Below are 25,231 nucleotides of genomic sequence, written 5' to 3' on the forward strand. Positions count from 1 at the left end.
ATAAAACATCGAATGCCAGATACTGCAGGCGTTTTGTTTAAAAATCATTCATTTCTACCTGTGAACTTTAGAGTTCCTACTCTACTGAAATTTAAAGAAAAATTTTAAATATTTAAAAATAAAGCACTAGACCTTGATTAAATTTTGAGTAATTCTAGGGTGGTAAGTGTACAAAAATAAAAAAATAATAATAACTGATGCGTATGCGCTAAACATCAAAGCATCAGCAAGCAATTAACAAGTATATGTAACGTTAGTGAGGCAACTCATTAACGCTTTTACTGTCTTTGTTATTCAACAGGGTAGAGGAGATGTCGAGTGAAGAGACGTAACCTAGGTTGGCTGTTTTTGGGAACCTTGCTTTCCAGTTCAGCTTGGGCGGAGATGGAGCTAAATCTAACGCGAGGTGTTACTAAAATTAGTAACGAGGTCTATGACCTGCATATGTTAATTTTTTACATATGTGCTGCTATTGGCGTTATTGTTTTTGGCGCAATGTTTTGGTCGATGGCGTTTCATCGAAAATCAAAAGGAGTCAAACCTGCAACTTTCCATGAAAGTACTAAAGTGGAAATTTTGTGGACAGCAATTCCTATCGTGATCTTAATCGCCATGGCGGTGCCCGCAACAAGCACCCTGATTGAGATGGAAAACAACGACAACTCCGATATTACTATTCAAGTCACTGGTTCACAGTGGAAATGGCACTATAAATATTTCGATCAGGGCATTGAATATTATTCAGTGCTGGCAACTCCTCGCGAGCAATATCATAATTTGTCGGGTGAAAGTGCTGCTAAAGGTGAACATTACCTGCTTGAAGTGGATAAACCGTTAGTGATTCCAATTAATAAGAAAGTGCGCTTTTTAATTACTTCTGATGACGTCATTCACTCTTGGTGGGTACCTGCTTTTGCGGTTAAACAAGATGCTAACCCAGGCTTTATTAATGAAGCTTGGACGATAGTGGACGAACCAGGTATTTATCGCGGCCAATGTGCAGAGCTTTGTGGTAAAGACCACGGCTTTATGCCAGTAGTAGTTGAAGTGAAAACCGAAGCAGATTATGCCGCATGGTTAGATGAACAAAAGCAGCTAATTGCTGACGCTAAGGCGGCAGAAGCCGCTTCACTAAACGCTGCGGCCTCGATGGAAGAACAAATGCAATTGGGTGAAACAACCTACAACGCCTATTGCGCAGCATGTCACCAACCTACAGGTTTAGGTTTACCACCAGCATTTCCCGCTCTCAAAGGCAGTGTTATTGCTACTAACAGCGATAAAGTTGCTGAGCATATTGGGATTGTGGTCAATGGTAAAAATGCCATGCCGCCGTTTGGTAAACAGCTGTCGCTTAGGGAAATTTCTGCAGTTGTGACCTATGAGCGTAATGCTTGGGGTAATAATACTGGACAAGTGGTACAAGCAAGTGATGTTAATGCTGTGGTTGGTGGTGCTTCAGCAGCAAGTTCTGCACCGCAAACCGTGTCAACGGCTGCAGCGGCCTTTGTTGAAACCGTTGAAGAAGTCACCGTCGAAGTGGTTGAAACTGTCGAGCAACAAGCGCAAGCACTTACTGAAGATTTAACTAAAACTTACAGCTTAGAAGAAATGATGGCCAAAGGTGAGGCGGTTTACGCCAAAGCCTGCGTCGCATGTCACCAGCCTACTGGTGCTGGGATACCACCAGCATTCCCATCGTTAGTGGGAAGCCCAATAGTCAAGGGTGACGTTAGTGCGCATATCGATATTGTGGTTAATGGCAGTAAAAAGAATCCGGCGATGCAAGCGTTTGGTAGTCAATTAACCAAAACTGAAATCGCCGCGGTGATTACTTATGAGCGTAACGCTTGGGGTAATAGCAGTGGACAAGTGGTGCAACCCGCTGACGTTGATGCAGCAAGTGGCAAGTAGGGAGGATTTGAGATGACAACAGATGTAATACACGATACTGACCACCATGACGATGCGCATCACGATCACAAGATGACTGGCATAAAGCGTTGGTTATATACCACCAATCATAAAGACATTGGTTCAATGTATTTGTGGTTTGCCTTTATTATGTTCTTAATTGGTGGGGCTATGGCGATGGTTATTCGCGCAGAGCTCTTCCAACCAGGTTTACAAATTGTAGAGCCTGATTTTTTCAACCAAATGACCACGGTTCACGGTTTGATCATGGTATTCGGTGCCATTATGCCCGCGTTTACTGGCTTGGCAAACTGGATGATACCCATGATGGTTGGCGCACCTGATATGGCGTTACCTCGGTTAAACAACTGGAGCTTTTGGATTTTACCATTTGCCTTCACCATACTATTGGCGTCGTTCTTTATAGGTGCCGGTGCACCAAACTTTGGTTGGACTTTCTATGCTCCGCTTTCAACCACATACAGTAATGGTAGTACCGCATTTTTTGTATTTGCCGTACATATTATGGGTATCTCATCGATTATGGGGGCGATTAATATTGTCGTTACCATAATGAACATGCGCGCACCAGGCATGACCTACATGAAAATGCCGTTATTTGTGTGGACCTTCTTTATCACGGCTTACTTGTTAATTGCGGTAATGCCAGTGTTAGCGGGTACCGTCACTATGGTATTAACCGATACCTATTTTGGTACCAGCTTTTTTGATGCGGCAGGCGGCGGTGATCCGGTCATGTTCCAACACATATTCTGGTTCTTTGGTCACCCAGAAGTTTACATCATGATCTTGCCAGCATTTGGTATTGTCTCAACGACCATTCCTACGTTTTCGCGTAAACAATTATTTGGCTACAGCTCGATGGTGTATGCAACCGCATCAATAGCGTTTTTATCGTTTATTGTCTGGGCTCACCATATGTTCACAACCGGTATGCCGCTGGCTGGCGAGTTGTTCTTTATGTACTGCACCATGTTAATTGCTGTGCCTACTGGCGTTAAGGTCTTTAACTGGGTGGCTACCATGTGGCGTGGCGCCATTAGCTTTGAAACGCCAATGTTGTTCTCGGTGGCATTCGTCATTTTGTTTACCATCGGCGGCTTCTCTGGCTTGATGTTAGCAATGACACCGGTGGACTTCCAATATCATGATACCTACTTTGTGGTCGCGCATTTCCACTATGTATTGGTAACAGGGGCGTTATTTTCAATATTCGCTGGTGCTTATTACTGGTTACCGAAATGGACCGGTCACATGTACAACGATACCTTGAGTAAGTGGCACTTCTGGTGTTCGCTAATTTCAGTGAACTTATTGTTCTTCCCAATGCATTTCTTAGGATTAGCGGGTATGCCGCGTCGCATTCCTGATTATGCCTTGCAGTTTGCTGACTTTAACAAGTGGGTCAGTATCGGTGGTTTTGCCTTTGGTTTATCGCAGCTAATTTTCTTAGTGGTAGTGATCAAATGTATCAAAGGTGGCGAAAAAGCGCCGGCCAAGCCGTGGGAAGGTGCCGAAGGTTTAGAATGGACAGTGCCGTCGCCTGCGCCGTATCACACCTTTGAAAAACCACCTAAGGTTGATTAAATGATTGGTTGCGTTGTGATTTCGCTTACTTCTTCGTTGAATGTACTCATGTAGGTTACTATATTCCGTGCATTCGCCTTGAGTTAAACGAAATCACTTAACAACCAAAACATTTAATAATTGAAGAAATAAGAAAGAGGATGCGCGATGACAAAAACACCTGAGCAAAATATTCAAAAAACTGTGAAAAAACTCGTACTTGTAGTGTTTGCGATGTTTGGTTTTGGTTTTGCGATGGTGCCTTTGTATGACGTGTTTTGTGATATCACCGGATTAAATGGCAAAACGGCTGATACTGCTGCCCAAGTTAATGATAAGGGTATTGATGAAAGCCGCGAGATCACTGTGCAATTTATCAGTCATCTCGCAAAAGGCATTCCATGGCAGTTTGAGCCGATGATAACAGAAATAAAAGTCCATCCAGGTGAAATGAAATTAGTGAAGTTCTACGCTAAGAATGAATCAACCAGAGATATTATTGGCCAAGCAGTACCATCGGTTTCACCGGGGCAAGCGGCACTTTATTTTCAGAAAATAGAATGCTTTTGCTTTAACCACCAGCCGTTAAAAGCAAACGAAGCGGTGGAAATGGCCTTGCAGTTTTATGTTGATCCGGAACTGCCTGAACATATTTCAACATTAACATTATCTTATACGCTGTTTGATATTACCGCGAGCGTTGAGTCTTAGGCGTTAAATACGCTAGAACAGGGGAATAACGATGACAACAAAAGAATATGAAAGTTATTACGTACCAGCACAAAGCCACTGGCCAATCGTTGGTGCAATTGCACTGTTTTTAATTGCGATAGGTGCGGGTAAATACGTATCAACACTTGCTAGCGGCGAAACTAGCTGGGGCGGCTGGGTATTAATTATTGGTATCAGTTTAGTTATTTACATGGTCTATGGCTGGTTCAGTAATGTGATTGAAGAGTCGATGTCGGGTAAATACAGTGCGCAAATGGACCATTCATTCCGTCAGGGCATGAGTTGGTTTATCTTCTCTGAGGTAATGTTCTTTGCTGCATTTTTCGGTGCATTATTCTATGCCCGTATGTTTGCTGTGCCTTGGTTAGATGGCGCAGGTAATAATGCGATGACCGGTGAAGTATTATGGCCTGAATTTACTGCCAGCTGGCCATTATTAAAAACGCCTGATGGCACGGAAAGCGGAACCATTGGTTGGTATGGTTTACCGTTGATCAATACCATTTTGTTATTAACGTCTTCGGTTACCGCGCACTTTGCTCATGTCGCATTAGAGCAAGATAAGCGACCGCAATTAAAAATGTGGTTAGGTTTAACCATTTTACTGGGGGTTACTTTCCTATTCTTCCAAGTACAAGAATATGCACATGCATACTCTGAAGAAGTGAAGCTGTATTTAGATAGTGGCATTTACGGTAATACGTTCTTTATGTTGACCGGCTTTCATGGCATGCACGTAACGTTGGGCACCATTATGTTAATTGTGGTGTTTATGCGGGTGTTGAAAGGACACTTTACTCCGAAAAACCACTTCGCTTTTCAGGCGGCAAGCTGGTACTGGCACTTCGTCGATGTTGTGTGGGTGATGTTATTTGTTTTTGTCTACATTTTGTAAGTAGGACATTGAAGCTAAAGCAGTTGAAGGTGAAAAGGCCTTCAACTGCTTGACTGACTAAAACGGGGTTGGATGTGGGGTAATTACCCCAGTGAGAATACCTAATAGCAGCAGTAACACAATAACAACCGATGTCATTACCCGTCGGCCAATATATTTCGACATACTTGGTTGATTCGGATCACCTTTATTCATCATTACTAATGCTTTGAATAAGTTGTAAATCATAAAGCCTAGTAATCCGACAATGACTATTTTAATAAACATACGATGTCCTAAATAGAATCTATGAAGCAGCAATTCAACATTAATCGCGTTTTAGCAGCATTAAATTGGCGCTGGTGTGTTGTTACCTTGCTGGTTTTTGCGTTGTTAATCAAGCTTGGTGTTTGGCAAATGAATCGAGCTCAAGAAAAAGAGCAGCGCCTGACCCATATCGCAAGTTTAATAGGGAATGATTTTGAGCGCTTAGATGTTGTATTAACACAATTAACTGAAGCTGAGTCACAAAACGATCAGCCGGTATCAATAATCGGCAATTTTGACCCTAATATTCTGATTTTGAAAGATAATCAAACCTTTAATGGCCAGTTAGGATATCGGGTTTATCAAGTGTTTTATCATCAAGATAAACAGGCGGTGTTAGTGAATTTAGGTTGGATAGCGGGTAGTCGCAATCGAGGAATATTGCCGGATATTGAGCCGATACAAGGGCAATTCACCTTAAAAGGTCATATTCGCTATATCGAAAAAGGCATTGAGCTTGTTGCGCAGCAATATGACCTTGTAACTCTGCCACTGCGCGTTCAACAAATTGATATTGCAAAATTGAGCGGATTATTTTCTATACAGCTATTGCCCTTTGCAATTTACTTAGATAAAAATGAACAGGTAGGCTATCAAAAAAATTGGCAGCCAGTGGTCATGCCGCCAGAGAAACATCGAGGATATGCGTTTCAATGGTTTAGTTTAGCAATTGCTTGGCTGGTGTTGATGATTGTTGCTGCGATAAAAAATAATAAAAAGGCCAATATTTGATGACAAATAACCAACAACAGACCAATACGCGGTCGGGGCGCAAACACTTTATTATGGTGTGTGTTGCCTTTATTTTACCGATAGTGCTGGCGAAATTCGCGCTGGAACAGCAATGGTTTAATTATGGCGTTACCAATCAAGGCACCTTACTTGATGAGCCAGTTTCTCTTAGTCAGTTATCACTTGAACATATTCAACCAGATAAACATTGGCTTCTGGTGTTTAACCAACCGCAAGATTGTCAAAAAAGTTGTATTCAAATCTTACATGCGTTGACCAATACTTATACTGCTTTAGGCAGTGAAAAACCTCGGGTGACCTCAGTGTTGTTAGCCCAAAATCATACAATAGAAGACAGCGAGTTAAGCCAGTGGCAAGTCTATGACAACACCACTGTTGGTCATCCCGCGTTAACTGCTGGCACCGTGTTTATTGTCGATCCGTTAGGCAATGTTGTATTAACGCACCCATACCCAGCATCTGCTGAACAACTGCCTGCTTATGGTAAGGCAATACTGGCTGATTTAAAGAAATTACTTAAATATTCAAGGATAGGTTAACGATGTTGAATGTAAGACGTTTAGTTGTCGTCAGTATTCTGTTGGCGCTTATTGTGGTCAGTTTAGGCGCTTATACCCGCCTTACTCATGCAGGTTTAGGCTGTCCAGATTGGCCCGGTTGTTACGGCCATCTTGATGTGCCAAAAACTGAAGCCGAAATATTAAAAGCTGAACAGGCATTTCCTGATAGTCCTGTTGAGGCACATAAAGCATGGAATGAAATGATCCATCGCTATGCCGCAGGAACACTGGGGTTACTTATCCTTGCAATTACGGTTATTTCGTATCGCCGCCGCCATCACGGCACACCGGTATTTTTACCGTTTACTATATTGTTTGTGGTCATTTTTCAAGCAGTGCTTGGCATGTGGACGGTAACGATGAAGTTGATGCCGGTTGTGGTGATGGGGCATTTGCTTGGGGGCTTTTTGACCTTATGTTTATTGTTTCTGTTGTATCTACGACTAACGCCGTATCGTGTACCAGGCGGTGATTGGTCGATTAAAAGGTATGCTAAGTTTGGTTTATTTGGTATTGCGTTATTGGCTGGGCAAATTGCTTTGGGGGGCTGGACGTCATCAAATTATGCGGCACTACAATGTACAGAATTACCGATTTGCCAAAGTGGCTGGCTTGAACAACTAACCTTTGAAGACTCGTTTGATTTAATTCCACCGCATCGGGATAGTTATGAATATGGTCATCTCGATCATGATGAACGTGTCACCATTCATGCCATGCATCGTATTGGCGCCATTATCACGTTTTTATATTTAGCATGGTTGGCAGTTAGTGTGATGCGGAAATCGCAATCATCATTCTTCAAGCAGTTACCGGTATTATTATTGACGGTGCTAGTTATTCAAGTTGGGTTAGGGGTTAGCAATATCGTCTTCTCTTTGCCGCTGGCAGTTGCCGTCAGCCACAATGTTGTCGCCGCGTGCTTAATGTTGACCTTGATATGTTTAACCTACAGTTTAAAACGAAAAATCTAGGAGGTAATCATGCCTAAAGCTGCTGTGCTCACTCAAAATGCCACTATTAGTAGTCAGCCTTTGTGGCGTGATTATTATGAAATTACTAAACCTAGGGTTGTTGCCTTATTGGTATTAACCGCGTTAGTTGGCATGTGCCTGTCAATACCTGGCATTGTCCCTTGGCAGCTATTAATTCCAGCAATGCTTGGTATCGGTATGTTGTCATCCGCTGCTGCTGCCATTAATCATATTGTTGATCAGCGAATTGATTCTGAAATGGGGCGCACACACAATAGGCCGCTACCCAATGGCCGTATTAGCCAAACGGGTGCCGTTACTTTCGCTACCGGCTTAGCGATAATTGGCTTCGCGTTATTATATGGTTTGGTAAATCCGTTAACTGCGTGGCTGACGTTAAGTGGCCTGGTTGGCTATGGTTTTATTTATACCATGTACTTAAAGCGAGCGACGCCGCAAAACATTACTATTGGTGGTTTAGCGGGCGCAATTCCTCCTTTATTGGGGTGGACGGCTATGACCAATGAAGTGCATCCACACGCCTTATTATTGGTGTTATTAATTTTTACTTGGACACCACCGCATTTCTGGGCGCTGGCAATTCACCGTAAAAATGACTACGCCAAGGTTAATATTCCCATGTTACCTGTGACTCATGGTGTTGAATTTACCAAAACTCAAATTTTGCTTTATACCGTGTTACTGTTCGTTGTAGGTTTATTACCGTATTTAGTCGGGATGAGTAATTGGTTGTACTTGATTGGCGCCGTAGCGTTAAACCTAGTGTTTTTCATCTATGCGTGGCAGTTGAAATTTAATGCTAATGAACAGACAGCGATGGCGACATTTAAATTTTCTATTATTCATTTAATGTTATTATTCATCATCTTATTACTCGATCATTATTTATTACCGGTTGCCTAATGAATAAATTGCTTTACTTAATTGTTGCTGTCGTTGCTTTAGCTTGTGGCGGTTGGATGTATGCGACATTGTCGCAACCGGATATGCCGAAAACTGCTCTGTATTATAGCCAAGCAAGAACCATAGAGCCTTTCACTTTAACCGATCATCATGATCAGCCTTTTACTAAGCAAAATTTAACGGGTAAATGGTCTTGGGTTTTCTTTGGCTATACCTCGTGCCCAGATGTCTGCCCAACAACCTTGCAGAAATTGAATTTTATTTATGACGAATTAAAAGCGATTGCTAATAATAGCCAAGTGTTATTAGTGTCAGTCGATCCTAATCGCGATACTACAGAAAAGCTGGCGCAATATATCGGTTATTTTAATCAGGAATTTATCGCGCTAAATGCCGATCACAGCGTGCTGTTTCCATTTGCGCGTAATTTGGGGCTAATGTACGCGATAGCGGATGATACCGAGCAGGAAAATTATCTAGTTGATCACAGCGCATCAATTGTTTTGATTAACCCAGAAGGTAAAATTGCCGCTATATTTAAGCCTGAAATCGTGTTGGGCGAAGTACCGACCATAGATGAAGAAGATCTACTGGCTGATTTCGCCCGAATCGTGGCTTTGTAATAAGTGCATGAGTTACAGCGGGTACCAGCTGTTATTTTTATTCAAAATAAACCAAGGTTTTGAATACCAATAATAACGTCCAGATTTTTCGAGACTAGGCGCAGTGCAGTTACAACGAATTCTGCCAACAGGTAAATCACCATTAAAGTTAATGGTAAACTGGCTGTCACTGAGCCATTCAATATTTTGCTTACCTAGCCCAGAAACGTAACAGTTAAGCTGCGATTTATTAAAGTCATCAACCGTTATATCAAAGGTCACTGAGTTTATTTCACCAAATTTAGCTATGGTCTGGCTGTCCTGTTCAGCTGGGCTCATTTCTAGTGGCAGAGAGTTGATTTTGTCACGCAAGCTAGACATATTGTCGTAAGGCTTTGACGCCGGAAAACGAGGAATTGCGCTTAAGTCGGTATGATTGCCAACTGCACCAGATTGCTGAGAAAAACCGATAAATTGATTGCCGGTTAACCATTGCTGTATGGCTGGGGTATATTCGCCGTAGGGGTAAGCAAAATAATGAAAACTTTGACCAACGTTTTCTTTCAACATTGATTCTGCTTTCATTAAATCATGCTCATATTGCGCTAACCACATATCTTCAGATAAGCCGTCAGGTGTGCGCGTTAAAGAATGATGGTCATAGCCGTGGTTGGCGATTATTGCTCTATTTTTCGCCATATCACCTAGTTGTCCCCAACTCATAAACTGGCCGCTCACTTTATTGATGGTGCTGGGATTTACAAAAACGGTATAGGGATAACCGAATTGATCTAAGAGCGGTTTGCCGTTGGTGTAAATATTGGTATAGGCGTCGTCAAAGGTAATGGCGACGGTTTTATCAGGCAAAGGTTGTTGCTGTTTAATGGAATCAACAATGGTTGAAAGCGGTACAACATTGAAATTATTGTCGCGTAAATACTGTAAATGCACTTTAAATTGTGTAGGTGAAATGCTGGTGCTATCGGGTGTTTCGTCACTTACATGGTGATATTGTAAAATCACCGCAGACACAGCGACTTTTATCGAGATAAAATAACAGATTAATAAAAAGAATAAACGCGTCGAAAATTTCATAACATCAGAATAACTCGTGGCATATTAGCTTATAAGGTAGCGTGTTTCGGGATAAATCTCCATGTTGTTGGCTTGTAGGTGACCCGAATTTTCTATTGATGAGTAAAGATTTCAGTGAAAAAAATAGATAAACAAATTATCGCGTTAGCTATTCCTATGATCCTATCGAATATCACAGTGCCACTTTTAGGCTTGGTTGATACGGCGGTAATTGGTCATTTATCTCATGCCTATTTCTTGGGTGGTAGCACAGTCGGTGCCATGATCATCACTTTTATAACTTGGCTTTGTGGTTTTTTACGTATGTCGACCACGGGCTTGTCCGCACAAGCACTTGGCCGAGAAGACAGCACCGAAAGTGTCTTGGTTTTAGTGCGTGGTTTATTGGTGGCATTCGCCATCGGTATTGTGCTTATTTTATTGCAAATACCTTATATCGACTTAGCGTTATATTTAGCTGGTGGTAGTGAACAAGTGCAGTTTTATGCGCGTCAATATGCTGAAATTCGAATCTGGGGCTTACCAGCAGCCCTAGCAAACATCGTTATTTTAGGCTGGTTGCTTGGCCAGCATAAAGCGAAAGCTGTTATGTGGCTGTTGGTGTTAATAAACGTAATTAATTTAGCGTTAGATTTGTTATTGGTGGTGGTATTTGATTGGCAGGTGCAAGGAGTGGCGACAGCGACATTGATCGCGGAATATACCGGGTTGATAGCGGGTATCTACATCATTAAGCGCTTATTAACAAATAGTACCACTCATCAGTATTTGGCAGCTATTAAGGAGAAATTGGTTCACCTGCAAGAATTACAGGGGTATTTCCGCCTTAATCGCGATATTTTGATTCGTACTTTATGTCTCGAACTCTGTTTTGTTTTTATCACTTTTCAAGGTGCTAGGCTTGGTGACAATATTGTTGCCGCCAATGCTATTTTAATGAATTTCTTATTACTCATTTCTTTTGGTTTAGACGGTATTGCGAATGCGGCGGAAGCATTAATAGGTAAAGCTCACGGTCAAGGTAAGCAAACAGAGCTAACACAAGTCGTGACCCGTACCACTATTTGGACCCTAGGGTTTGCGTTGCTTTATAGCTTATGCTTCTTACTCGCGGGTGAAATGCTGATTGCTATGATCACTGATTTGCCCAGTGTTAAGATAGAAGCAAATCAGTATTTATTTTGGGTAGTGCTATTACCCATTATCAGCTGCTGGTGCTACTTATATGATGGTATTTATATAGGTTTAACCCGAGCAGATATTATGCGAAATAGTATGTTGGTCGCGACATTCACGGTATTTTTTCCATTATGGTGGCTATTTAGTGATTACCTAAATCACGGTTTGTGGTTGGCATTTTGTGGGTTTATGTTGGCTAGAGGGGGCACTTTAGGCTGGCATTTATATCGGCGATTACTTTGATAGATTTAAGTTGTTTAAGACAATAACAAGCCGACAGAAAGTCGGCTTGTTAACGAGATAAGCTATTAGGTTAAACTACTAGGTATTAATAATAAGAGTGCTCACCACGTTGGTGTTCGGTCATATCGCGAACACCTTTAATTTCATCACCCATTAATGCTAATAATTGGCTTTCAATACCATCTTTAACCGTGACATCAATTTGACTACAACCATTACAGCCGCCACCAAATTGCAGCACGGCGTAACCATCTTCGGTAATTTCCATTAAGGTACATTCACCGCCATGACCGGCAAGCTGCGGGTTAACCTCTGCTTTAAGGAAGTAATCTACTCGCTCAAATAATGGTGCATCGTCTGACACTTTTTTCAATTTAGCATTTGGTGCTTTTAACGTAAGTTGCGAGCCCATTTGGTCGGTCACAAAGTCAATTTCAGCTTCTTCTAAAAATGGCTTACTTTCTTCATCAATATGAGCCGAAAAACCATTGAATGGTAAAACGATATCGGTGTCTTCAGCAGCATCTGGTGGACAATATGAAACGCCACATTCGGCTTGTGCCGTACCAGGATTCACCACAAACACGCGAATATTCGTGCCTTCAGCTTGCTGTGAAAGTAACTTGGCGAAATGGGCTTGTGCTGATTCTGAAATACTGATCATGGGTAACTCACTTTAATAATGTCGAATGCATACCTGAGTAATTTAGTCAGGTATGGCTATTTTACTCTGCTGATGTTGATTAGGCTAGTGCTATGCTAAGGAAATGCATTTTTCAGCATGCTTTAATAATTTCTACTAGTGCCTAATCTCAGAGTTTGATAGTTTTAATAACAATTAAATTGGGGACAGCTAGATGAATTTTCAACAGTTTTTAGCTGCATGTGTGTTGTTTTTATCAACGCAGCTTCATGCCGCTTCGTTAAGTTACTTTTTAGGTAATGAGCAAAATTATAATGTAAATACGGTTAAGCCAGCAGAGGTGTTAGGTTTTGATATTGGTGATCGTCATGCCAGACATGACCAATTAGTTGATTATTTAACCACACTTGCAGCGGGCTCCGATCGTATTATCGCCAAAGAAATAGGTCGTACTTATCAGCATAGAAAACAATTATTACTGACTATTTCTTCACCACAAAACCTCGCTAATTTAGATAATATTTTGGCAAAGCGCAGCGAAAATCCAGCTGATACCAATTTGCCAATTGTCGTCTGGCTCGGTTATAGCGTACATGGTGATGAGATCAGTGGTGCTCATGCGGCTATGGTGGTGGCCTACCATTTAGCAGCGTCAACCAATGTTCAAGTAAAACAATTATTAGATGATGTGATTGTGGTGATGGAGCCGAGCATTAACCCTGATGGCATGGATCGATTCGCCAATTGGGTTGCAACTTTTGGTTCAGAAACTGCTAATAGCGATCCTAATCATATTGAGCATCACCAAAATTGGCCTACGGGTCGCACTAACCATTATTGGTTTGACTTAAATCGTGACTGGTTGTTATTAACTCAGCAGGAAAGTGTTAATCGCTTAAAAGCTTACCACCAATATCAGCCGAATGTCTTAGGTGATTTTCACGAAATGGGCGCGAATAGCAGCTACTTTTTCCAGCCTGGTGTGCCAACTCGAACTAACCCAATTACGCCAGCAGCCAATACAAAACTTACCCAAGCAATTGCACAATACCACGCTAAAGCACTGGATACCGAAAACCGCTTGTACTACAGCGAAGAAAGTTTTGACGACTTCTATTACGGCAAGGGTAGTACCTATCCGGATGTAAATGGTGGTGTTGGTATTTTGTTTGAACAAGCCAGTAGTCGTGGTATGCAACAAGAAACTATTAACGGATTACTGACCTTTGAATATGGCATTAAAAATCATGTACTAACTTCGTTATCTACCCTTGAAGGGGCATGGAATTTACGTAAAGAGTTAGCTGATTATCGCAAAGATTTTTATGACTCAGCGATTAAGCAAGCGAAAAAAGAAAAGTTTGTTGGCTACCTTTTTCATGAAGATAAAGATATCAGCCGTTTAAATCTATTTTTGTCTAAGTTAAATCAACACCAAATTGAAGTGTACTCGTTATCCGAAGACTTTCGTTTAAATACTCAAGTATACCCAGCTAAAAATAGTTATTTTGTGCCGTTGGCGCAACGTCAATATCGTGTGATTAAAGCCCTATTTAGCCAACAAACAGAATTTAACGATAATACCTTTTACGATGTATCTGGCTGGACATTGCCTTTGGCGATGAATATTGAATTTAGTGAAGTTCAAAGAACATGGGGCTTAAAGTTAGCAACTGCAGCTTGGCGTCCTGAATTTAGCAAAGCTCAAAATAATGTAGCACCAGCATACGCTTACGCCATTGAATGGCATGATTATTTTGCGCCTAAATTATTGAATAAATTACTGGCCAACGGCATTAAAGTGAAAGTCGCGACCAAAGCCTTCAGCAGTGAAGTTAATGGGGAGTTAACTCAATTTCAACCCGGCACTTTGGTTATTCCGGCAGGTATTCAACAAGCGTCACTTTGGCAAGAGCTTATCAAGCAGCTAAGCGTCAACACAACCGCATCGATTGTGCCTATTAGTACTGGGCTTACACCATCAGGAATTGATTTAGGCAGCAATTCATTTCGTGTTGTTGAGCCTGTTAAAACATTATTAATAGGCGGAAAAGGAGTTTCTCAGTACGAAGCTGGTGAAATTCGTTATTATCTCGATCAAGAGCTAGAAATACCGGTGACGGTTATTGAGAAAAGCCGGATCGGGAAAATAGATTTAACGCCATACAGCCATATTATCTTCGTTGACGGTGACTACAGTGACTTAACGAAGAAGTTTCAAACAAAATTAACAACATGGTTAAAAAATGGTGGTGTGGTGTTTGCTCAAAAACGAGCAGCCAGTTGGCTAGCAGACAAAGAAATTTTAAAGACTAATTTCGTCAGTAAATCGCAAATCAACCAGCTATTTGATACTGAGAATTTATCTTACGCAGATAAAGAAGCGCTATCTGCGCGCAAATTAATTGCTGGTACTATCTTTGAAGCTGATGTTGATTTAAGTCATCCGCTAATGTTTGGTTATCAAAGAAGTAAGTTACCGATCTTTAAAAACAGCAATCTGATTATGGAGCGATCAAAAGTACCATTTTCAACTGTGGCAAAATTTCCAGAAAGTCCTTTGTTAAGTGGTTATAGCGACAAAAACTTAGTCAACAGGTTAGCTCATAATGCCTCTATTGTTGCTCATAATGTTGGCGAGGGGCGGGTTATTGCTACCACTGAAATTTTAATCTTCAGAGGGTATTGGCAAGGAACGTCTAAAATCCTAGCGAATAGCTTATTTTTCGCGAAAGCTTTTAATGTTCCTGCAAGTAATTAAGCACTTATTGCTAAAGTAATTAGTGTTATTGATTGCGCATTAGCCGCCTTTAATTGGCGGCTAATTTCGTTGGCGGTTGCGCCAGTGGTGACGATATCGTCAACCAGCCAAACATGTTTTCCTTGCAATATATTCTGATCAACTACAGTAAAACATCCTTTTAAGTTTTTACGCCGTTGTTTACCTGATAAATGCGCTTGAGCACGGGTTTTCTGATGACGAACAATAACGTCATTATTAACGGAAATACCTAGTATTTTACTCAGTCTATTCGCTAATAACTGACATTGATTAAAACCCCGCTGTTGCCATTTATTGATGTGAATAGGAACCGGTATTATTAAATCAGGTGGTGTTAATATTTGATTTTGTATCAATGGTAATACTTGGTGTTCAAGTAAACGGTTACACAGAGCACCATATCTTAGCTGTCGATGATATTTATATTGGGTCAACCATTGATTAATCGGATATTGATAAGGTGTAACGCTGATCAAATGGTCGAATTTACATTGGCGAAACAAGCGATAAATTTCTGGGCGATTAAGCAGGTCGCCAGCCCAATCCGTTAAGGAAAACTGTGGAATGACCGCCAAGCAATGTTGGCAGATGACATCCTCACCCTTGAGCGCTTGATCACAGATTTCGCAATAATTAATTTGGCTAATTAGCTGTTTACACCAGTTAACTAGGCGCGGGTGACTGATGATAGGCAATCCTTTGCATTTCATTGTTATTCAATTGCAGTTTTCGATAAACTAGCGCCAATATTTTATTCTGTATTTAAAGCATGGCACATAGGTTAAATTTTACGAGTTTTGGTCAAGGGCAAACCATTGTTCTGCTTCATGGCTGGGGATTAAATAGTGGCGTTTTTCAACCATTGGCGCAGGCTTTAGCTAAGCACTTTGAAATTATATTGGTTGATTTACCAGGTTATGGTAGCAATGTTAATCACTGCCCAAAGGAATATTCGCTGGAAAATATTGCGGACTTAATTGTTAACTCAGTAGCGAAGCCAGCAATTTATTTAGGTTGGTCATTAGGTGGGCTAGTGGCAACTGAAATCGCGCGTAAAAATAGAGAGCACGCTGTGCACGCGTTAATTACCGTAGCTAGTTCACCGTGTTTTCAGCAACAAGAACATTGGCCTGGCCTAAAACCAGAGTTGTTAACTTTGTTTCATCAACAAATTGCTCAAGATATTGAAAAAACGCTTAATGGATTTCTGAAAATACAAGCAATGGGCAGTACACATATCAAAGAAGATATTAAGCAAATTCAACAATTAGTCATGTCTGGTCCACTGCCTAGTAGCTTTGCACTTGATGAAGGCTTGTCCTTATTGTCTAACATAGATTTACGACAAATATTAAATACTATTGACCTGCCATTTTTGCGCATTTATGGAAAAATGGATGGCCTTGTACCTAAAGCGGTGATTGATAAAATTGACCAATTGGCACCTAATAGTGAAAGCATCACTCTTGAAAAAGCATCGCATGCGCCTTTTATTTCTAATTTTCATCAATTTACCGAGATTTTAGTTGATTGGTTAGCACAGCATAAACTTACTACTAATTAATTGATTAGGCATGGTCACAGTCAAGCGTAGAGCCCTTGTCAGAATTGACTTTATTAAACGTTTGGTCGATAATTAAGCAGTAAGACAAATCAAAAAATTTAGTGATGTTTTGTTATTTATTTAATTCACTAAATTTGTCACATCATTGGGGGGCGTGTGGAAATTCAATCAGCATTTAATGCCGGTGTTCAAGGCTATCAAAACGCGACACAGCAGGCGAGTGAAGCAGCGTCAAATATTGTTGATGCAACGGTTGCTACACAAGAAGACTCTGCTGTGAGTACGAATAACTCTGCAGCTTCGAATCAGAGCATTCCTAATTTGAATGAAGAAATAGTTAATCTGAAGGTAGCTGAATATCAGGCTAAAGCATCTGCTGAAGTTATCAAAACAGCCGATGAAACCTTAGGCACTTTACTTGATGTTACGGCATAACTAGCTGCTATCACCTTATGAATATCGCGCCGCAAGCCAATCAACTTCCCTTAGCAACCGTTGTTAATCCACCGACGGATAATTTGCGTCGTGAAAATAGTTTAAGAGATGTTATATCCCAACCCGCGGCGTTAAGCCAAAGTGCAGCTGAAAAAGGTGTTGCTTCAGAAAAAGAACGAGTGCGTACGCCTGCACAGGCAGCTGAAGAAGGTTTTGATTTTGCAGCTATTCAAGAGCGAGCTGAGCGAGCTCGTTCTCGTGTCAATGAGCGTCAGCCTGGAGAAGGCAATCAGCAGCAAGAGTCTGCGGAGCAGGGTTCGCCTGAGCAAAAAGCTGAACAATCAGAAAATAAACGTTCTGACCAAACCAATGAAACCTCAAATGACGCCAATGAATTAACTGAGCAAGAACGACAGGAAGTTCGTGACCTAGAGCTAAGACATCAAGAAGTGATCGCGCATGAGCAGGCACATTCAGCTACTGGTGGAAGGTATACTGGCGCGCCAAGTTATAGTTATGAAGTTGGCCCTAATGGTAAGCGTTATGCGGTAGAAGGAGAGGTTTCGGTTGATTTATCTAAGCCAGGCTCACCTGAAGAAACCGTTTCTAAAATGCGTAAAGTTTACGATGCAGCGCTTGCTCCGGCAAATCCATCGGCACAAGACTTAAGAGTTGCAGCTAAAGCCTCTAGTGCTTTGGCGCAAGCGCAAACAGAGCTGTTACAGGAAAGAATAACAACCAGCGCTGAAGAAGCTCAAGAGAATGACTTATCTAAACCCCTTGGCGATAACTCACCAGAAATCGAATCATTCAATGCGGAAGCTTCAGAGCAGAAATCTCAAGAGTTTGATCAGTTTATTGCTTCAACATTAAAGTCTCAGGAGCAAACTAGTCCAGAGCGAGATCAGTCAGTTGATGAGCGCGCTAGTCGTATCGAAACATTTTACCTTAATATTAATCAAGCCTACGAACGGCCACCACGCCACCACTTTGAATTACAAGCTTAGAGAAAATAATTATGTTGTTTACCTTGCCAAAGCATCGCTGGATATATGCGATCTCTGCATTTTTTTTAATCTCATGTACAAATATTGCCGCCGAACAAACCATGGATGCTAATGCATATCGCCAACAAGGTTGGCAAATTGGTACCGTAACGTATTTATCGTTTGAAGGTGGCTTTTATGGCATCGTCAGTGAAAGTGGTGACAAGTTATTGCCGATGAATATGGCGGCTGAGATGAAAGTTGCTGGCAATATTATCGCGTATAAGGGCAAAGTTGAGCGTGAAGTTGTTACCATTCAGCAATGGGGCACGCCATATACGCTTAATGATATTGCCTTAATTAAGAAAGGCAGCGGCAGCACTAAGCCACTCTATTAACCCAAGGTGAATATTGCCCGTTAGCGCTGTAGACTATGCTGTAGGTTAGTGCGGTAGTCAGTTACAGCGTAATGGCTGGGTTATATCGGTTACAACAACTTCATTATGATTAAATTGTAGCTGATACAAATGTTGGTATTCTTGTTCCGTCATCGGAGCGCTTGCTTGACCAGTTAATAGTGCGAGCAGTTCTGGTGTGGTATTACTATGACCAACCACTAAAACCGTTTGTTTATTTTGTTTTATGGTTCTGGCTAGCTGTGACAATCCATTTGCTGCGTATTGCACTAATCTAATATTCTTTGAATTAGCCGTTGGACCAGCTGTTGCAAGTGTGCGTTGATATGGCGTGCTGTAAACTGCAGCTAACTCGATATTTTTAAATAACTCGGCCAGCTGATTTGCTCTTAACTGACCACAACCAGTTAAATTTGGGTCTTTCCCTTCACTTTGCTTTTCTGCATGACGGGTAAGATAAACAGTAAATTGCTCTGCGTGTATTTCCTTTGCTGGCAGAGCAAATAACATTATTACTAAAATCCAAAGTGCGTGAACTGCTTTCATTAGAATAACCTGTTCAAGCCATTAAGTGCTGCCACGCGAAACGCTTCAGCCATTGTTGGGTAATTGAATGTGGTTTCCACAAAATACTCAATAGTATTGCCACCATTGGTTTGCTGCATAATTGCTTGACCAATGTGAATAATTTCTGCAGCGTTTTCACCGAAACAATGTATCCCTAAAATTTCTTTAGTTTCCCGATGAAATAGTATTTTGAGTGAGCCAACTAAACTATTGGCAATTTGCGCTCTGGCTAAATGCTTAAACTGCGCACGACCAACCTCATAAGGAATTTTTTCTTTGGTCAGTTGTTGCTCGGTTTTACCCACAGAGCTAATTTCTGGAATGGTATAGATACCGGTGGGGATATCAACTATTAACTTTGCTGTACTTTTATTGTCGATCATAGCACTGGCAGCAAGGCGACCTTGGTCAAAGGCAGCACTGGCTAAACTTGGGTAACCAATAACATCACCAACTGCATAGATATTTTCTACTTCAGTTTGATAATGATTGTTTACTTTTAATTGGCCGCGGCTATCGGCAGTTAACCCTGCATTTTCCAGCTTTAAATCTTTTGTATTACCGGTACGGCCATTGGCCCAAAGCAGGCAATCAGCACGCATTTTTTTGCCTGATTCTAGATGAACGATTACAGCATCGTCATTGGCTTCAACTTTTTCAATTTGCTCACCATGGCGTATAACAACCCCGTTATTCCATAAGTGATAACTCAACGAGTCTGACATTTCGTCATCAAGGAACGACAATAATCGGTCGCGAGTATTAATTAAATCGACTTTAACCCCTAAGCCACGGAAGATGGACGCATATTCTGAGCCGATAACACCTGCACCATAGATAATGATATGGCGAGGGTCATGTTGAAGCGACAATATGCTATCTGAGTCATATACTCGAGAATGACTGAAGTCTATATCTTCCGGTTGATATGGCCTTGAACCGGTAGCAATAACAATTTGTTTGCCGGTTATGTACTCGACTGAACCATCTTCTCTTAAAATACTGATGGTATGTGCATCAACGAATGATGCATCGCCAATAAAGTGCTCAACGCTATTGCGTTCGTAAAATCCGCTGCGTAATTTTACCTGTTTACGGATCACCGCAGAGGCATGGCTTAAAATATCGGGAAAGGTTAAATGCTTGGCTTTTTCGGTGCCGCTAAATAGTGGGTTTGAATTGTATTCAATTAATCGGCTTACTGACTGGCGAAGTGCTTTGGATGGAATAGTGCCCCAGTGTGTACAGCCGCCACCGACGTCTTTATATCGTTCAATAACCGCGACTTTTTTATCTTTTTTAGCTAAGTTCATTGCTGTACCCTCACCACCAGGGCCAGTACCGATAATTATTGCGTCGTAATCAAAAGATTGTTGAGTAGGGGGAGTTGTTTTTGCCAATTGAAGTGACCTCTATTTCCATGCTAGGCAAAAATAGTAGCAGGAAATAGAGGTAAGGTAACTAGTTTATTAATCACCACATAGGTAATTAAGCGAGTTTTGCTGCTAGTAAGTTCCAGTTTTTTCGTTGTTCTGCAAGTGAATGTTTTAGTTCATGAAATTGTTTCATTAATTCTGAATTTTCCATTTCGTTTTGCAGCTTTTCTTTGCGAGCTAATAGCAACTGCTTTTTCAGTGCATAGAATTCATTGATACGTACAATCAGTGCATCGTAATCTGCTTGCAATTTTTGCAGTAATTCTTCGGCATGTGGATGAGCCTTAAGTCTTTGCTGGCTGCGCTTTAATGCCATAGCAAGTTTCGCTTTCTCGATTTTATCTTCAGGGCTTTTTCTTAAATTCTTGGTTAAATTGAAATAACTACATCCCTTGATTAACCATTTGGTTGGATCAAAATGCCACCAGCGAATGCCATTTCGGTAATCGTTTTCAAAAATATGATGGAAATTGTGATAGCCCTCACCAAAGGTGAAAAATGCTAAAATACCATTATCGCGAGCGGTATTTTTATCGGTATAGGTTTGACGACCCCAAATATGTGCCAATGAATTGATTAAGAACGTTGTGTGATGACTTAACACCAGTCGTAAAAAACCAACGAGTAGTAAGCTGCTGATGATATCGCCATGCCAGATACCAAATGCTAATGGCACACCAAAATTCATGATAATTGTTAACAGTAGATAATGCTTGTGCTGCCACATAACAATTTTATCTTTTTGCAGATCACGCACGTTTTCGTAGTTTGAATAACGATGGGCTTGATACTCCCTTAACATCCAGCCGATATGTGAATACCAGAACCCCTTTTTCGCTGAATACGGATCAACGTCGTTGTTATCGACATGTTTGTGATGAATACGATGATCAGATGCCCAATGTAAAATGCTGTTTTGCAGGGCAAAGGCACCACCTAAAGCAAAAATAAGTCGTACACTCCAATGAGCTTGGTAAGTTTTATGTGACCAAAGTCGGTGATAGCCAGCGGTAATAGAAATACCGCAATAAATAAAACACGCAATGGCCATAGTAATTTCAGCCATATCAAAACCATGAGTAAATGCTCGGTAAGGAACAACAATCGCAGCAAATAAAAACGTCACTAAAAACACGATGACATTTAGCCAAATAAGAGGGGGTTTTTTCATTAAACTTCCAAAGGTGATAAATTTGAGCGTACACTTGTACACTATTTTAACTTTATCCAACATTCAGTCAAGATAGAAATCGTCACATCTGGTGTTTTACAGCGCTGACAATTATTGGTGATTTGCGCTATGATGGGCTGTTACTAACGATAAGGTTTTGATAATGAGCGGTATTCGAGCACAACAGAAAGAAAAAACGCGGCGACAATTGATAGATGCTGCCCTTGGTCAGTTAAGTGCTGATCGCAGTTTTTCTAGTTTAAGTTTGCGTGAAGTTGCTAAAGAAGCAGGCTTAGCGCCAACCTCTTTTTATCGTCATTTTTCTGATATGAATGAACTCGGTTTAACCTTAGTCGATGAAGCGGGTTTAACGTTACGCCAATTAATGCGTCAGGCTCGACAGCGCATAGAAAAAGGCGGCTCAGTGATCAAAATCTCTGTTATTACCTTTATGGAATTTATTGAAAGTAATGGCAATATCTTTCGTTTATTGCTGCGTGAACGTTCGGGTACGTCGCCAGAATTTAGGGCTGCGGTCAGCAGAGAGATACGTTATTTCACTATGGAGCTATGTGATTATATCGAGCTAGCCAATAAACTAGAGCGTGATATTGCCTATTTACAGGCGAATGCTGCGGTTATTATTGTATTTAGTGCTGGCGCTGAAGCGTTAGATTATTCAAAGTCTGAACGAGAAGACCTGGCTAATCGCACCATCGAACAATTAAGATTAATTGCCCGAGGCGCCCAAGACTTAAATGCTAGGCGCCAACATCATAATTAATTCAAACCAGTTAAATTACTTTTTACGGGTTAACACCACACCGGTTTCTACATGATGGGTAAATGGGAACTGGTCAAATAGCGCGAAATTTTTAATTTCGTGGCTAGTGGTTAATGCCGCTAAGTTGGTTTTTAACGTTTCTGGGTTACAGGAAATATAGATAATCGTGTCAAATTGACGAACTAGTTCCACGCTTTCGTCATCAAGCCCAGCTCTTGGTGGATCAACAAGCACGGTATCGTATTGATAGCTTGTTAAATCAAACCCCTCTAATCGTCTGAACGTACGTTCACCATTCATCGCTTGAGTAAATTCTTCGCTCGACATTCTAACAATATCAACGTTGGTTAAGTTGTTTGCTTTAATATTGTATTGCGCAGAATTTACTGATGATTTTGATATTTCAGTGCCTAAAACGCGATCAAATTGATCCGCTAAGGCAATACTAAAGTTTCCGTTGCCACAATAAAGCTCAATTAAATCGCCACCGCGACCAGCGCAAGCTGTTCTCGCCCAAGACAGCATATGTTGATTAACTGCACCATTGGGTTGGGTAAAGCTATTTTCTACTTGCTGATAAACAAACTGTTTACCATCGACTGTCAGCTGCTCGACTACATAATCTTTATCTAAAATGATTTTTTGTTTTTTAGCTCGGCCAATAATATCGGTTTTGGCAATTTCACTTAATTGCGCTTTTAATGCGTTTGCTTCAGTTACCCATTGTTCGTCTAACTGCTTGTGATAAAGCAAACTAACAAGTAACTCACCACTTAATGTTGATAAAAAGTCGACCTGAAATAACTTACGTCTTAATACTTCATTAGTTTTAACATAAGTAATTAGTTTTGCCATTGCCTGGTTAATTAGTACACTCGCAATTGGAAATTCCGTAACTTTATACTTTTCCTTAGTTTCACTATTAAACATTATATAGTCGAGATCATCGCCATCATGCCAGACACGAAATTCTGCGCGTAAACGATAATGAGTTGGTGGTGATGGAAAAGATGCTAAAGCAGGTGGATTAAACTCTGCAAACATAGCAGTAATTTCTGACTGCTTTTCTATTAACTGTGCATCGTAATTTTCTGGGCGAATATGATCGAACATGCGAGTACCTTAATTTCGTGGAGCGCAGATCTTATACATAATCTATTATTTGTCCAGCGCTCTACCTTTTACTTAGCCTTTATTCTTAGTCTTTTACTATAGTAATCGCACTGAACTCGTTGGCAGTGGCTCCTGCTTCAATTGCAGCTTCAATTGCTGCTGATTTGTCCATGCCGCTATCAATAGCTGATAACACAACGCGTTCATTACTTAATGCGGTATTGTGTTTAATTGCTGTACCGACAATTTCGCTATTATCTTCCGGAAACATTAATAATGCAGAACTGACAAAGTCGGTAATTTTTTCTGGAAGCGCCTCTATTGCGCCAATTAATATATCAGTTATATGTTCAGGAAATAGCGCAAGGGTATCATCGACAATATCATCCGCGTCTATTGCTCGAGTGGAAACCGCCACTCGCATGATGTTATTTATTTCATTGATATCATTTGTACAGGCAGTGGTGACTATTTCTTTAGCATAGCTAGGTTCAACTTCAATGGCTGTTTGAACAATAGCTTCACTACTAGCAACACCGCTGGCAATTGCTGCAGCGACTACATCACTAGTTAATGCAGGTTCTGCACTAATAGCTCCAGCAATTATTGCTTGGTATTGGTCAGGGTAACGATCTAATGCAATAGGCATAATAACGTTTACCTGCTCAGGATAAATCGTCAGCATTGCCTGAACGCCTTTTTTTACGCTATTAGTGGCACTAACTTGTTGCTCTAAAAAGTTAGTAATTGCTTGTGCCTTATGTTTATGTTGGTAATTGGTGGCAATTGCTTGTTGAACGGTAAGAAAAACAAATATAACTAATACTAAGGCTCTCATTTATTTAAAACTCTTTATTTCTATATGCTAGTAATATTATTTCCTTAATAAATTACTAAGACTCGCTGTTTAAAACCTAGATAGCGCAATTCACGCGTCCATTGCTATTAGTTTTGTACATATTTCATTTGTTATGACTGTAATATCGGCGGTTTGTTCAATAAAAAAGCAAACAGTAAATAAATTAAAAATAGTGCTTGATCCTTTCTAAAAAATCCCTAAAATGCGCATCCACTTCCCAGGGAGACTTGAGAATGCTGTTTTGAACAGTTTAGTGTTAACGATTTAGCATTAAACGGGTCAGATAAGTTTGAAAAACTTTTTTAAAGAAATTTTCAAAAAACTTGTTGACATCGAAACAGGGATGAGTAGAATACGCATCCGCTCTGACAGGGAATGACCTGAAAGAGAACAAGCGGTCTAGCAACGAGTGAGATTGATAGCCTGCGCCGAACAACGCGTTCATTCATGAACAGTTCGGCATACCTACTTTGGTAGGCATCTTTAACAATTAGTTATCATGCAATTTGTGTGGACATTCACATGATGTTGATTTTACAAATAAGCTACTTCGGTAGCAAAAATTAACTCAGTGAAGTTCATGCAAAAATACTTTTTTAAGTTTTATTTTGTACAGAATTCATTGAGCCGAGACGCTCTTTTATAAGAGATGTCTCAACAAACGATTTTAATTGAAGAGTTTGATCATGGCTCAGATTGAACGCTGGCGGC

General features: G+C 40.8%; 25 protein-coding genes. 16 read left to right on the plus strand and 9 right to left on the minus strand.

Going from position 1 to position 25,231, the window contains the following annotated elements; genetic code table 11:
• The first annotated feature begins 384 nt into the window (after positions 1–384).
• From coxB to ACOB82_RS08595, 4 genes are all read left to right on the plus strand, one after another.
• Positions 385–1,914 carry a cytochrome c oxidase subunit II gene (coxB, locus tag ACOB82_RS08580; protein ID WP_448212591.1) on the plus strand — a complete coding sequence of 510 codons (1,530 nt, stop codon included), beginning with the start codon at positions 385–387 and terminating at the stop codon, positions 1,912–1,914.
• 12 nt (positions 1,915–1,926) lie between these two features.
• Complete coding sequence (ctaD, locus tag ACOB82_RS08585; RefSeq protein WP_448212562.1) at positions 1,927–3,522, plus strand: cytochrome c oxidase subunit I; 1,596 nt, start codon at positions 1,927–1,929, stop codon at positions 3,520–3,522.
• Positions 3,523–3,669: 147 nt separating this feature from the next.
• A complete protein-coding gene (locus ACOB82_RS08590; protein ID WP_448212563.1) occupies positions 3,670–4,212 on the plus strand; it encodes a cytochrome c oxidase assembly protein in 543 nt (180 codons plus the stop codon).
• A 31-nt stretch (positions 4,213–4,243) separates the two neighbouring features.
• Positions 4,244–5,128 (plus strand): cytochrome c oxidase subunit 3, encoded by an 885-nt coding sequence (locus ACOB82_RS08595; protein ID WP_448212564.1) that lies wholly within the window; start codon positions 4,244–4,246, stop codon positions 5,126–5,128.
• Between the two features lie 57 nt (positions 5,129–5,185).
• Here ACOB82_RS08595 and ACOB82_RS08600 read toward each other — a convergent pair whose 3' ends face one another.
• A complete protein-coding gene (locus ACOB82_RS08600; RefSeq protein WP_448212565.1) occupies positions 5,186–5,395 on the minus strand; it encodes a DUF2909 domain-containing protein in 210 nt (69 codons plus the stop codon).
• Positions 5,396–5,416: 21 nt separating this feature from the next.
• On the opposite strand from ACOB82_RS08600, the gene ACOB82_RS08605 reads away from it, so the two are divergent.
• From ACOB82_RS08605 to ACOB82_RS08625, 5 genes are read left to right on the plus strand one after another with little or no spacing between them, the layout of a single operon-like run.
• Positions 5,417–6,166: an SURF1 family protein gene (locus ACOB82_RS08605; RefSeq protein WP_448212566.1), complete on the plus strand. Its 750-nt coding sequence runs from the start codon at positions 5,417–5,419 to the stop codon at positions 6,164–6,166.
• Positions 6,166–6,726 carry a hypothetical protein gene (locus ACOB82_RS08610; RefSeq protein WP_448212567.1) on the plus strand — a complete coding sequence of 187 codons (561 nt, stop codon included), beginning with the start codon at positions 6,166–6,168 and terminating at the stop codon, positions 6,724–6,726. The genes ACOB82_RS08605 and ACOB82_RS08610 overlap by 1 nt, the downstream gene beginning before the upstream one ends.
• Before the next feature lie 2 nt (positions 6,727–6,728).
• Positions 6,729–7,721: a COX15/CtaA family protein gene (locus ACOB82_RS08615; RefSeq protein ID WP_448212568.1), complete on the plus strand. Its 993-nt coding sequence runs from the start codon at positions 6,729–6,731 to the stop codon at positions 7,719–7,721.
• 9 nt (positions 7,722–7,730) lie between these two features.
• Positions 7,731–8,645: a heme o synthase gene (gene cyoE / locus ACOB82_RS08620; protein WP_448212569.1), complete on the plus strand. Its 915-nt coding sequence runs from the start codon at positions 7,731–7,733 to the stop codon at positions 8,643–8,645.
• Positions 8,645–9,268, plus strand: a complete 624-nt coding sequence (locus tag ACOB82_RS08625; RefSeq protein WP_448212570.1) for an SCO family protein — start codon at positions 8,645–8,647, stop codon at positions 9,266–9,268. The genes cyoE and ACOB82_RS08625 overlap by 1 nt, the downstream gene beginning before the upstream one ends.
• Before the next feature lie 12 nt (positions 9,269–9,280).
• Here ACOB82_RS08625 and ACOB82_RS08630 read toward each other — a convergent pair whose 3' ends face one another.
• Positions 9,281–10,342, minus strand: coding sequence for a polysaccharide deacetylase family protein (locus ACOB82_RS08630; RefSeq protein ID WP_448212571.1), 1,062 nt, complete (start codon positions 10,340–10,342; stop codon positions 9,281–9,283).
• A gap of 114 nt (positions 10,343–10,456) precedes the next feature.
• Between ACOB82_RS08630 and ACOB82_RS08635 the strand changes: the two genes are divergently transcribed.
• Positions 10,457–11,764, plus strand: a complete 1,308-nt coding sequence (locus tag ACOB82_RS08635) for an MATE family efflux transporter (RefSeq protein ID WP_448212572.1) — start codon at positions 10,457–10,459, stop codon at positions 11,762–11,764.
• Between the two features lie 85 nt (positions 11,765–11,849).
• On the opposite strand, the gene nfuA is transcribed toward ACOB82_RS08635, so the two are convergent.
• On the minus strand, positions 11,850–12,428 hold the full coding sequence (gene nfuA, locus ACOB82_RS08640) for a Fe-S biogenesis protein NfuA (RefSeq protein WP_448212573.1): 579 nt from the start codon (positions 12,426–12,428) through the stop codon (positions 11,850–11,852).
• 193 nt (positions 12,429–12,621) lie between these two features.
• On the opposite strand from nfuA, the gene ACOB82_RS08645 reads away from it, so the two are divergent.
• The gene (locus ACOB82_RS08645; RefSeq protein WP_448212574.1) at positions 12,622–15,168 is read left to right on the plus strand and encodes a M14 family zinc carboxypeptidase; all 2,547 of its coding nucleotides are present in this window, start codon (positions 12,622–12,624) and stop codon (positions 15,166–15,168) included.
• Here the strand turns inward: ACOB82_RS08645 and ACOB82_RS08650 are convergent.
• A complete protein-coding gene (locus tag ACOB82_RS08650) occupies positions 15,165–15,899 on the minus strand; it encodes a ComF family protein (RefSeq protein ID WP_448212575.1) in 735 nt (244 codons plus the stop codon). The genes ACOB82_RS08645 and ACOB82_RS08650 overlap by 4 nt on opposite strands.
• Positions 15,900–15,958: 59 nt before the next feature.
• Between ACOB82_RS08650 and bioH the strand changes: the two genes are divergently transcribed.
• The 4 genes from bioH (at position 15,959) to ACOB82_RS08670 (ending at position 18,572) form a co-directional block, all read left to right on the plus strand.
• Entirely contained in the window at positions 15,959–16,753 is a 795-nt protein-coding gene (gene bioH / locus ACOB82_RS08655; RefSeq protein WP_448212576.1) for a pimeloyl-ACP methyl ester esterase BioH, read from the plus strand.
• 156 nt (positions 16,754–16,909) lie between these two features.
• Positions 16,910–17,188: a hypothetical protein gene (locus tag ACOB82_RS08660; RefSeq protein WP_448212577.1), complete on the plus strand. Its 279-nt coding sequence runs from the start codon at positions 16,910–16,912 to the stop codon at positions 17,186–17,188.
• 17 nt (positions 17,189–17,205) lie between these two features.
• Positions 17,206–18,195 (plus strand): putative metalloprotease CJM1_0395 family protein, encoded by a 990-nt coding sequence (locus ACOB82_RS08665; RefSeq protein WP_448212578.1) that lies wholly within the window; start codon positions 17,206–17,208, stop codon positions 18,193–18,195.
• 11 nt (positions 18,196–18,206) lie between these two features.
• The gene (locus ACOB82_RS08670) at positions 18,207–18,572 is read left to right on the plus strand and encodes a hypothetical protein (RefSeq protein WP_448212579.1); all 366 of its coding nucleotides are present in this window, start codon (positions 18,207–18,209) and stop codon (positions 18,570–18,572) included.
• 57 nt (positions 18,573–18,629) lie between these two features.
• Here ACOB82_RS08670 and ACOB82_RS08675 read toward each other — a convergent pair whose 3' ends face one another.
• From ACOB82_RS08675 to ACOB82_RS08685, 3 genes are all read right to left on the minus strand, one after another.
• Entirely contained in the window at positions 18,630–19,136 is a 507-nt protein-coding gene (locus ACOB82_RS08675; protein ID WP_448212580.1) for a SixA phosphatase family protein, read from the minus strand.
• The gene (gene sthA, locus ACOB82_RS08680; RefSeq protein ID WP_448212581.1) at positions 19,136–20,557 is read right to left on the minus strand and encodes a Si-specific NAD(P)(+) transhydrogenase; all 1,422 of its coding nucleotides are present in this window, start codon (positions 20,555–20,557) and stop codon (positions 19,136–19,138) included. Before sthA ends, ACOB82_RS08675 begins: the two co-directional genes overlap by 1 nt.
• A gap of 88 nt (positions 20,558–20,645) precedes the next feature.
• Positions 20,646–21,764, minus strand: a complete 1,119-nt coding sequence (locus ACOB82_RS08685) for a fatty acid desaturase (RefSeq protein WP_448212582.1) — start codon at positions 21,762–21,764, stop codon at positions 20,646–20,648.
• Between the two features lie 163 nt (positions 21,765–21,927).
• Here ACOB82_RS08685 and fabR point away from each other — a divergent pair, with 163 nt between their 5' ends.
• On the plus strand, positions 21,928–22,548 hold the full coding sequence (fabR, locus tag ACOB82_RS08690; RefSeq protein ID WP_448212583.1) for an HTH-type transcriptional repressor FabR: 621 nt from the start codon (positions 21,928–21,930) through the stop codon (positions 22,546–22,548).
• Positions 22,549–22,563: 15 nt separating this feature from the next.
• On the opposite strand, the gene trmA is transcribed toward fabR, so the two are convergent.
• Both trmA and ACOB82_RS08700 read right to left on the minus strand, forming a co-directional pair.
• Positions 22,564–23,661 carry a tRNA (uridine(54)-C5)-methyltransferase TrmA gene (gene trmA, locus ACOB82_RS08695; RefSeq protein WP_448212584.1) on the minus strand — a complete coding sequence of 366 codons (1,098 nt, stop codon included), beginning with the start codon at positions 23,659–23,661 and terminating at the stop codon, positions 22,564–22,566.
• An 85-nt stretch (positions 23,662–23,746) separates the two neighbouring features.
• Positions 23,747–24,499, minus strand: coding sequence for a hypothetical protein (locus tag ACOB82_RS08700; protein WP_448212585.1), 753 nt, complete (start codon positions 24,497–24,499; stop codon positions 23,747–23,749).
• Positions 24,500–25,231 lie beyond the last annotated feature (732 nt).

Source organism: Colwellia sp. MEBiC06753 (assembly GCF_053470325.1).

What these genes read in the sequence shown, in the direction of transcription:
- coxB (WP_448212591.1), top strand. Translation starts at nt 385, where the DNA reads ATGGAGCTAAATCTAACGCGAGGTGTTACTAAAATTAGTAACGAGGTC.
- ctaD (WP_448212562.1), top strand. Translation starts at nt 1,927, where the DNA reads ATGACAACAGATGTAATACACGATACTGACCACCATGACGATGCGCAT.
- ACOB82_RS08590 (WP_448212563.1), top strand. Translation starts at nt 3,670, where the DNA reads ATGACAAAAACACCTGAGCAAAATATTCAAAAAACTGTGAAAAAACTC.
- ACOB82_RS08595 (WP_448212564.1), top strand. Translation starts at nt 4,244, where the DNA reads ATGACAACAAAAGAATATGAAAGTTATTACGTACCAGCACAAAGCCAC.
- ACOB82_RS08600 (WP_448212565.1), bottom strand. Translation starts at nt 5,395, where the DNA reads ATGTTTATTAAAATAGTCATTGTCGGATTACTAGGCTTTATGATTTAC.
- ACOB82_RS08605 (WP_448212566.1), top strand. Translation starts at nt 5,417, where the DNA reads ATGAAGCAGCAATTCAACATTAATCGCGTTTTAGCAGCATTAAATTGG.
- ACOB82_RS08610 (WP_448212567.1), top strand. Translation starts at nt 6,166, where the DNA reads ATGACAAATAACCAACAACAGACCAATACGCGGTCGGGGCGCAAACAC.
- ACOB82_RS08615 (WP_448212568.1), top strand. Translation starts at nt 6,729, where the DNA reads ATGTTGAATGTAAGACGTTTAGTTGTCGTCAGTATTCTGTTGGCGCTT.
- cyoE (WP_448212569.1), top strand. Translation starts at nt 7,731, where the DNA reads ATGCCTAAAGCTGCTGTGCTCACTCAAAATGCCACTATTAGTAGTCAG.
- ACOB82_RS08625 (WP_448212570.1), top strand. Translation starts at nt 8,645, where the DNA reads ATGAATAAATTGCTTTACTTAATTGTTGCTGTCGTTGCTTTAGCTTGT.
- ACOB82_RS08630 (WP_448212571.1), bottom strand. Translation starts at nt 10,342, where the DNA reads ATGAAATTTTCGACGCGTTTATTCTTTTTATTAATCTGTTATTTTATC.
- nfuA (WP_448212573.1), bottom strand. Translation starts at nt 12,428, where the DNA reads ATGATCAGTATTTCAGAATCAGCACAAGCCCATTTCGCCAAGTTACTT.
- ACOB82_RS08645 (WP_448212574.1), top strand. Translation starts at nt 12,622, where the DNA reads ATGAATTTTCAACAGTTTTTAGCTGCATGTGTGTTGTTTTTATCAACG.
- ACOB82_RS08650 (WP_448212575.1), bottom strand. Translation starts at nt 15,899, where the DNA reads ATGAAATGCAAAGGATTGCCTATCATCAGTCACCCGCGCCTAGTTAAC.
- bioH (WP_448212576.1), top strand. Translation starts at nt 15,959, where the DNA reads ATGGCACATAGGTTAAATTTTACGAGTTTTGGTCAAGGGCAAACCATT.
- ACOB82_RS08665 (WP_448212578.1), top strand. Translation starts at nt 17,206, where the DNA reads ATGAATATCGCGCCGCAAGCCAATCAACTTCCCTTAGCAACCGTTGTT.
- ACOB82_RS08670 (WP_448212579.1), top strand. Translation starts at nt 18,207, where the DNA reads ATGTTGTTTACCTTGCCAAAGCATCGCTGGATATATGCGATCTCTGCA.
- ACOB82_RS08675 (WP_448212580.1), bottom strand. Translation starts at nt 19,136, where the DNA reads ATGAAAGCAGTTCACGCACTTTGGATTTTAGTAATAATGTTATTTGCT.
- ACOB82_RS08685 (WP_448212582.1), bottom strand. Translation starts at nt 21,764, where the DNA reads ATGAAAAAACCCCCTCTTATTTGGCTAAATGTCATCGTGTTTTTAGTG.
- fabR (WP_448212583.1), top strand. Translation starts at nt 21,928, where the DNA reads ATGAGCGGTATTCGAGCACAACAGAAAGAAAAAACGCGGCGACAATTG.
- trmA (WP_448212584.1), bottom strand. Translation starts at nt 23,661, where the DNA reads ATGTTCGATCATATTCGCCCAGAAAATTACGATGCACAGTTAATAGAA.
- ACOB82_RS08700 (WP_448212585.1), bottom strand. Translation starts at nt 24,499, where the DNA reads ATGAGAGCCTTAGTATTAGTTATATTTGTTTTTCTTACCGTTCAACAA.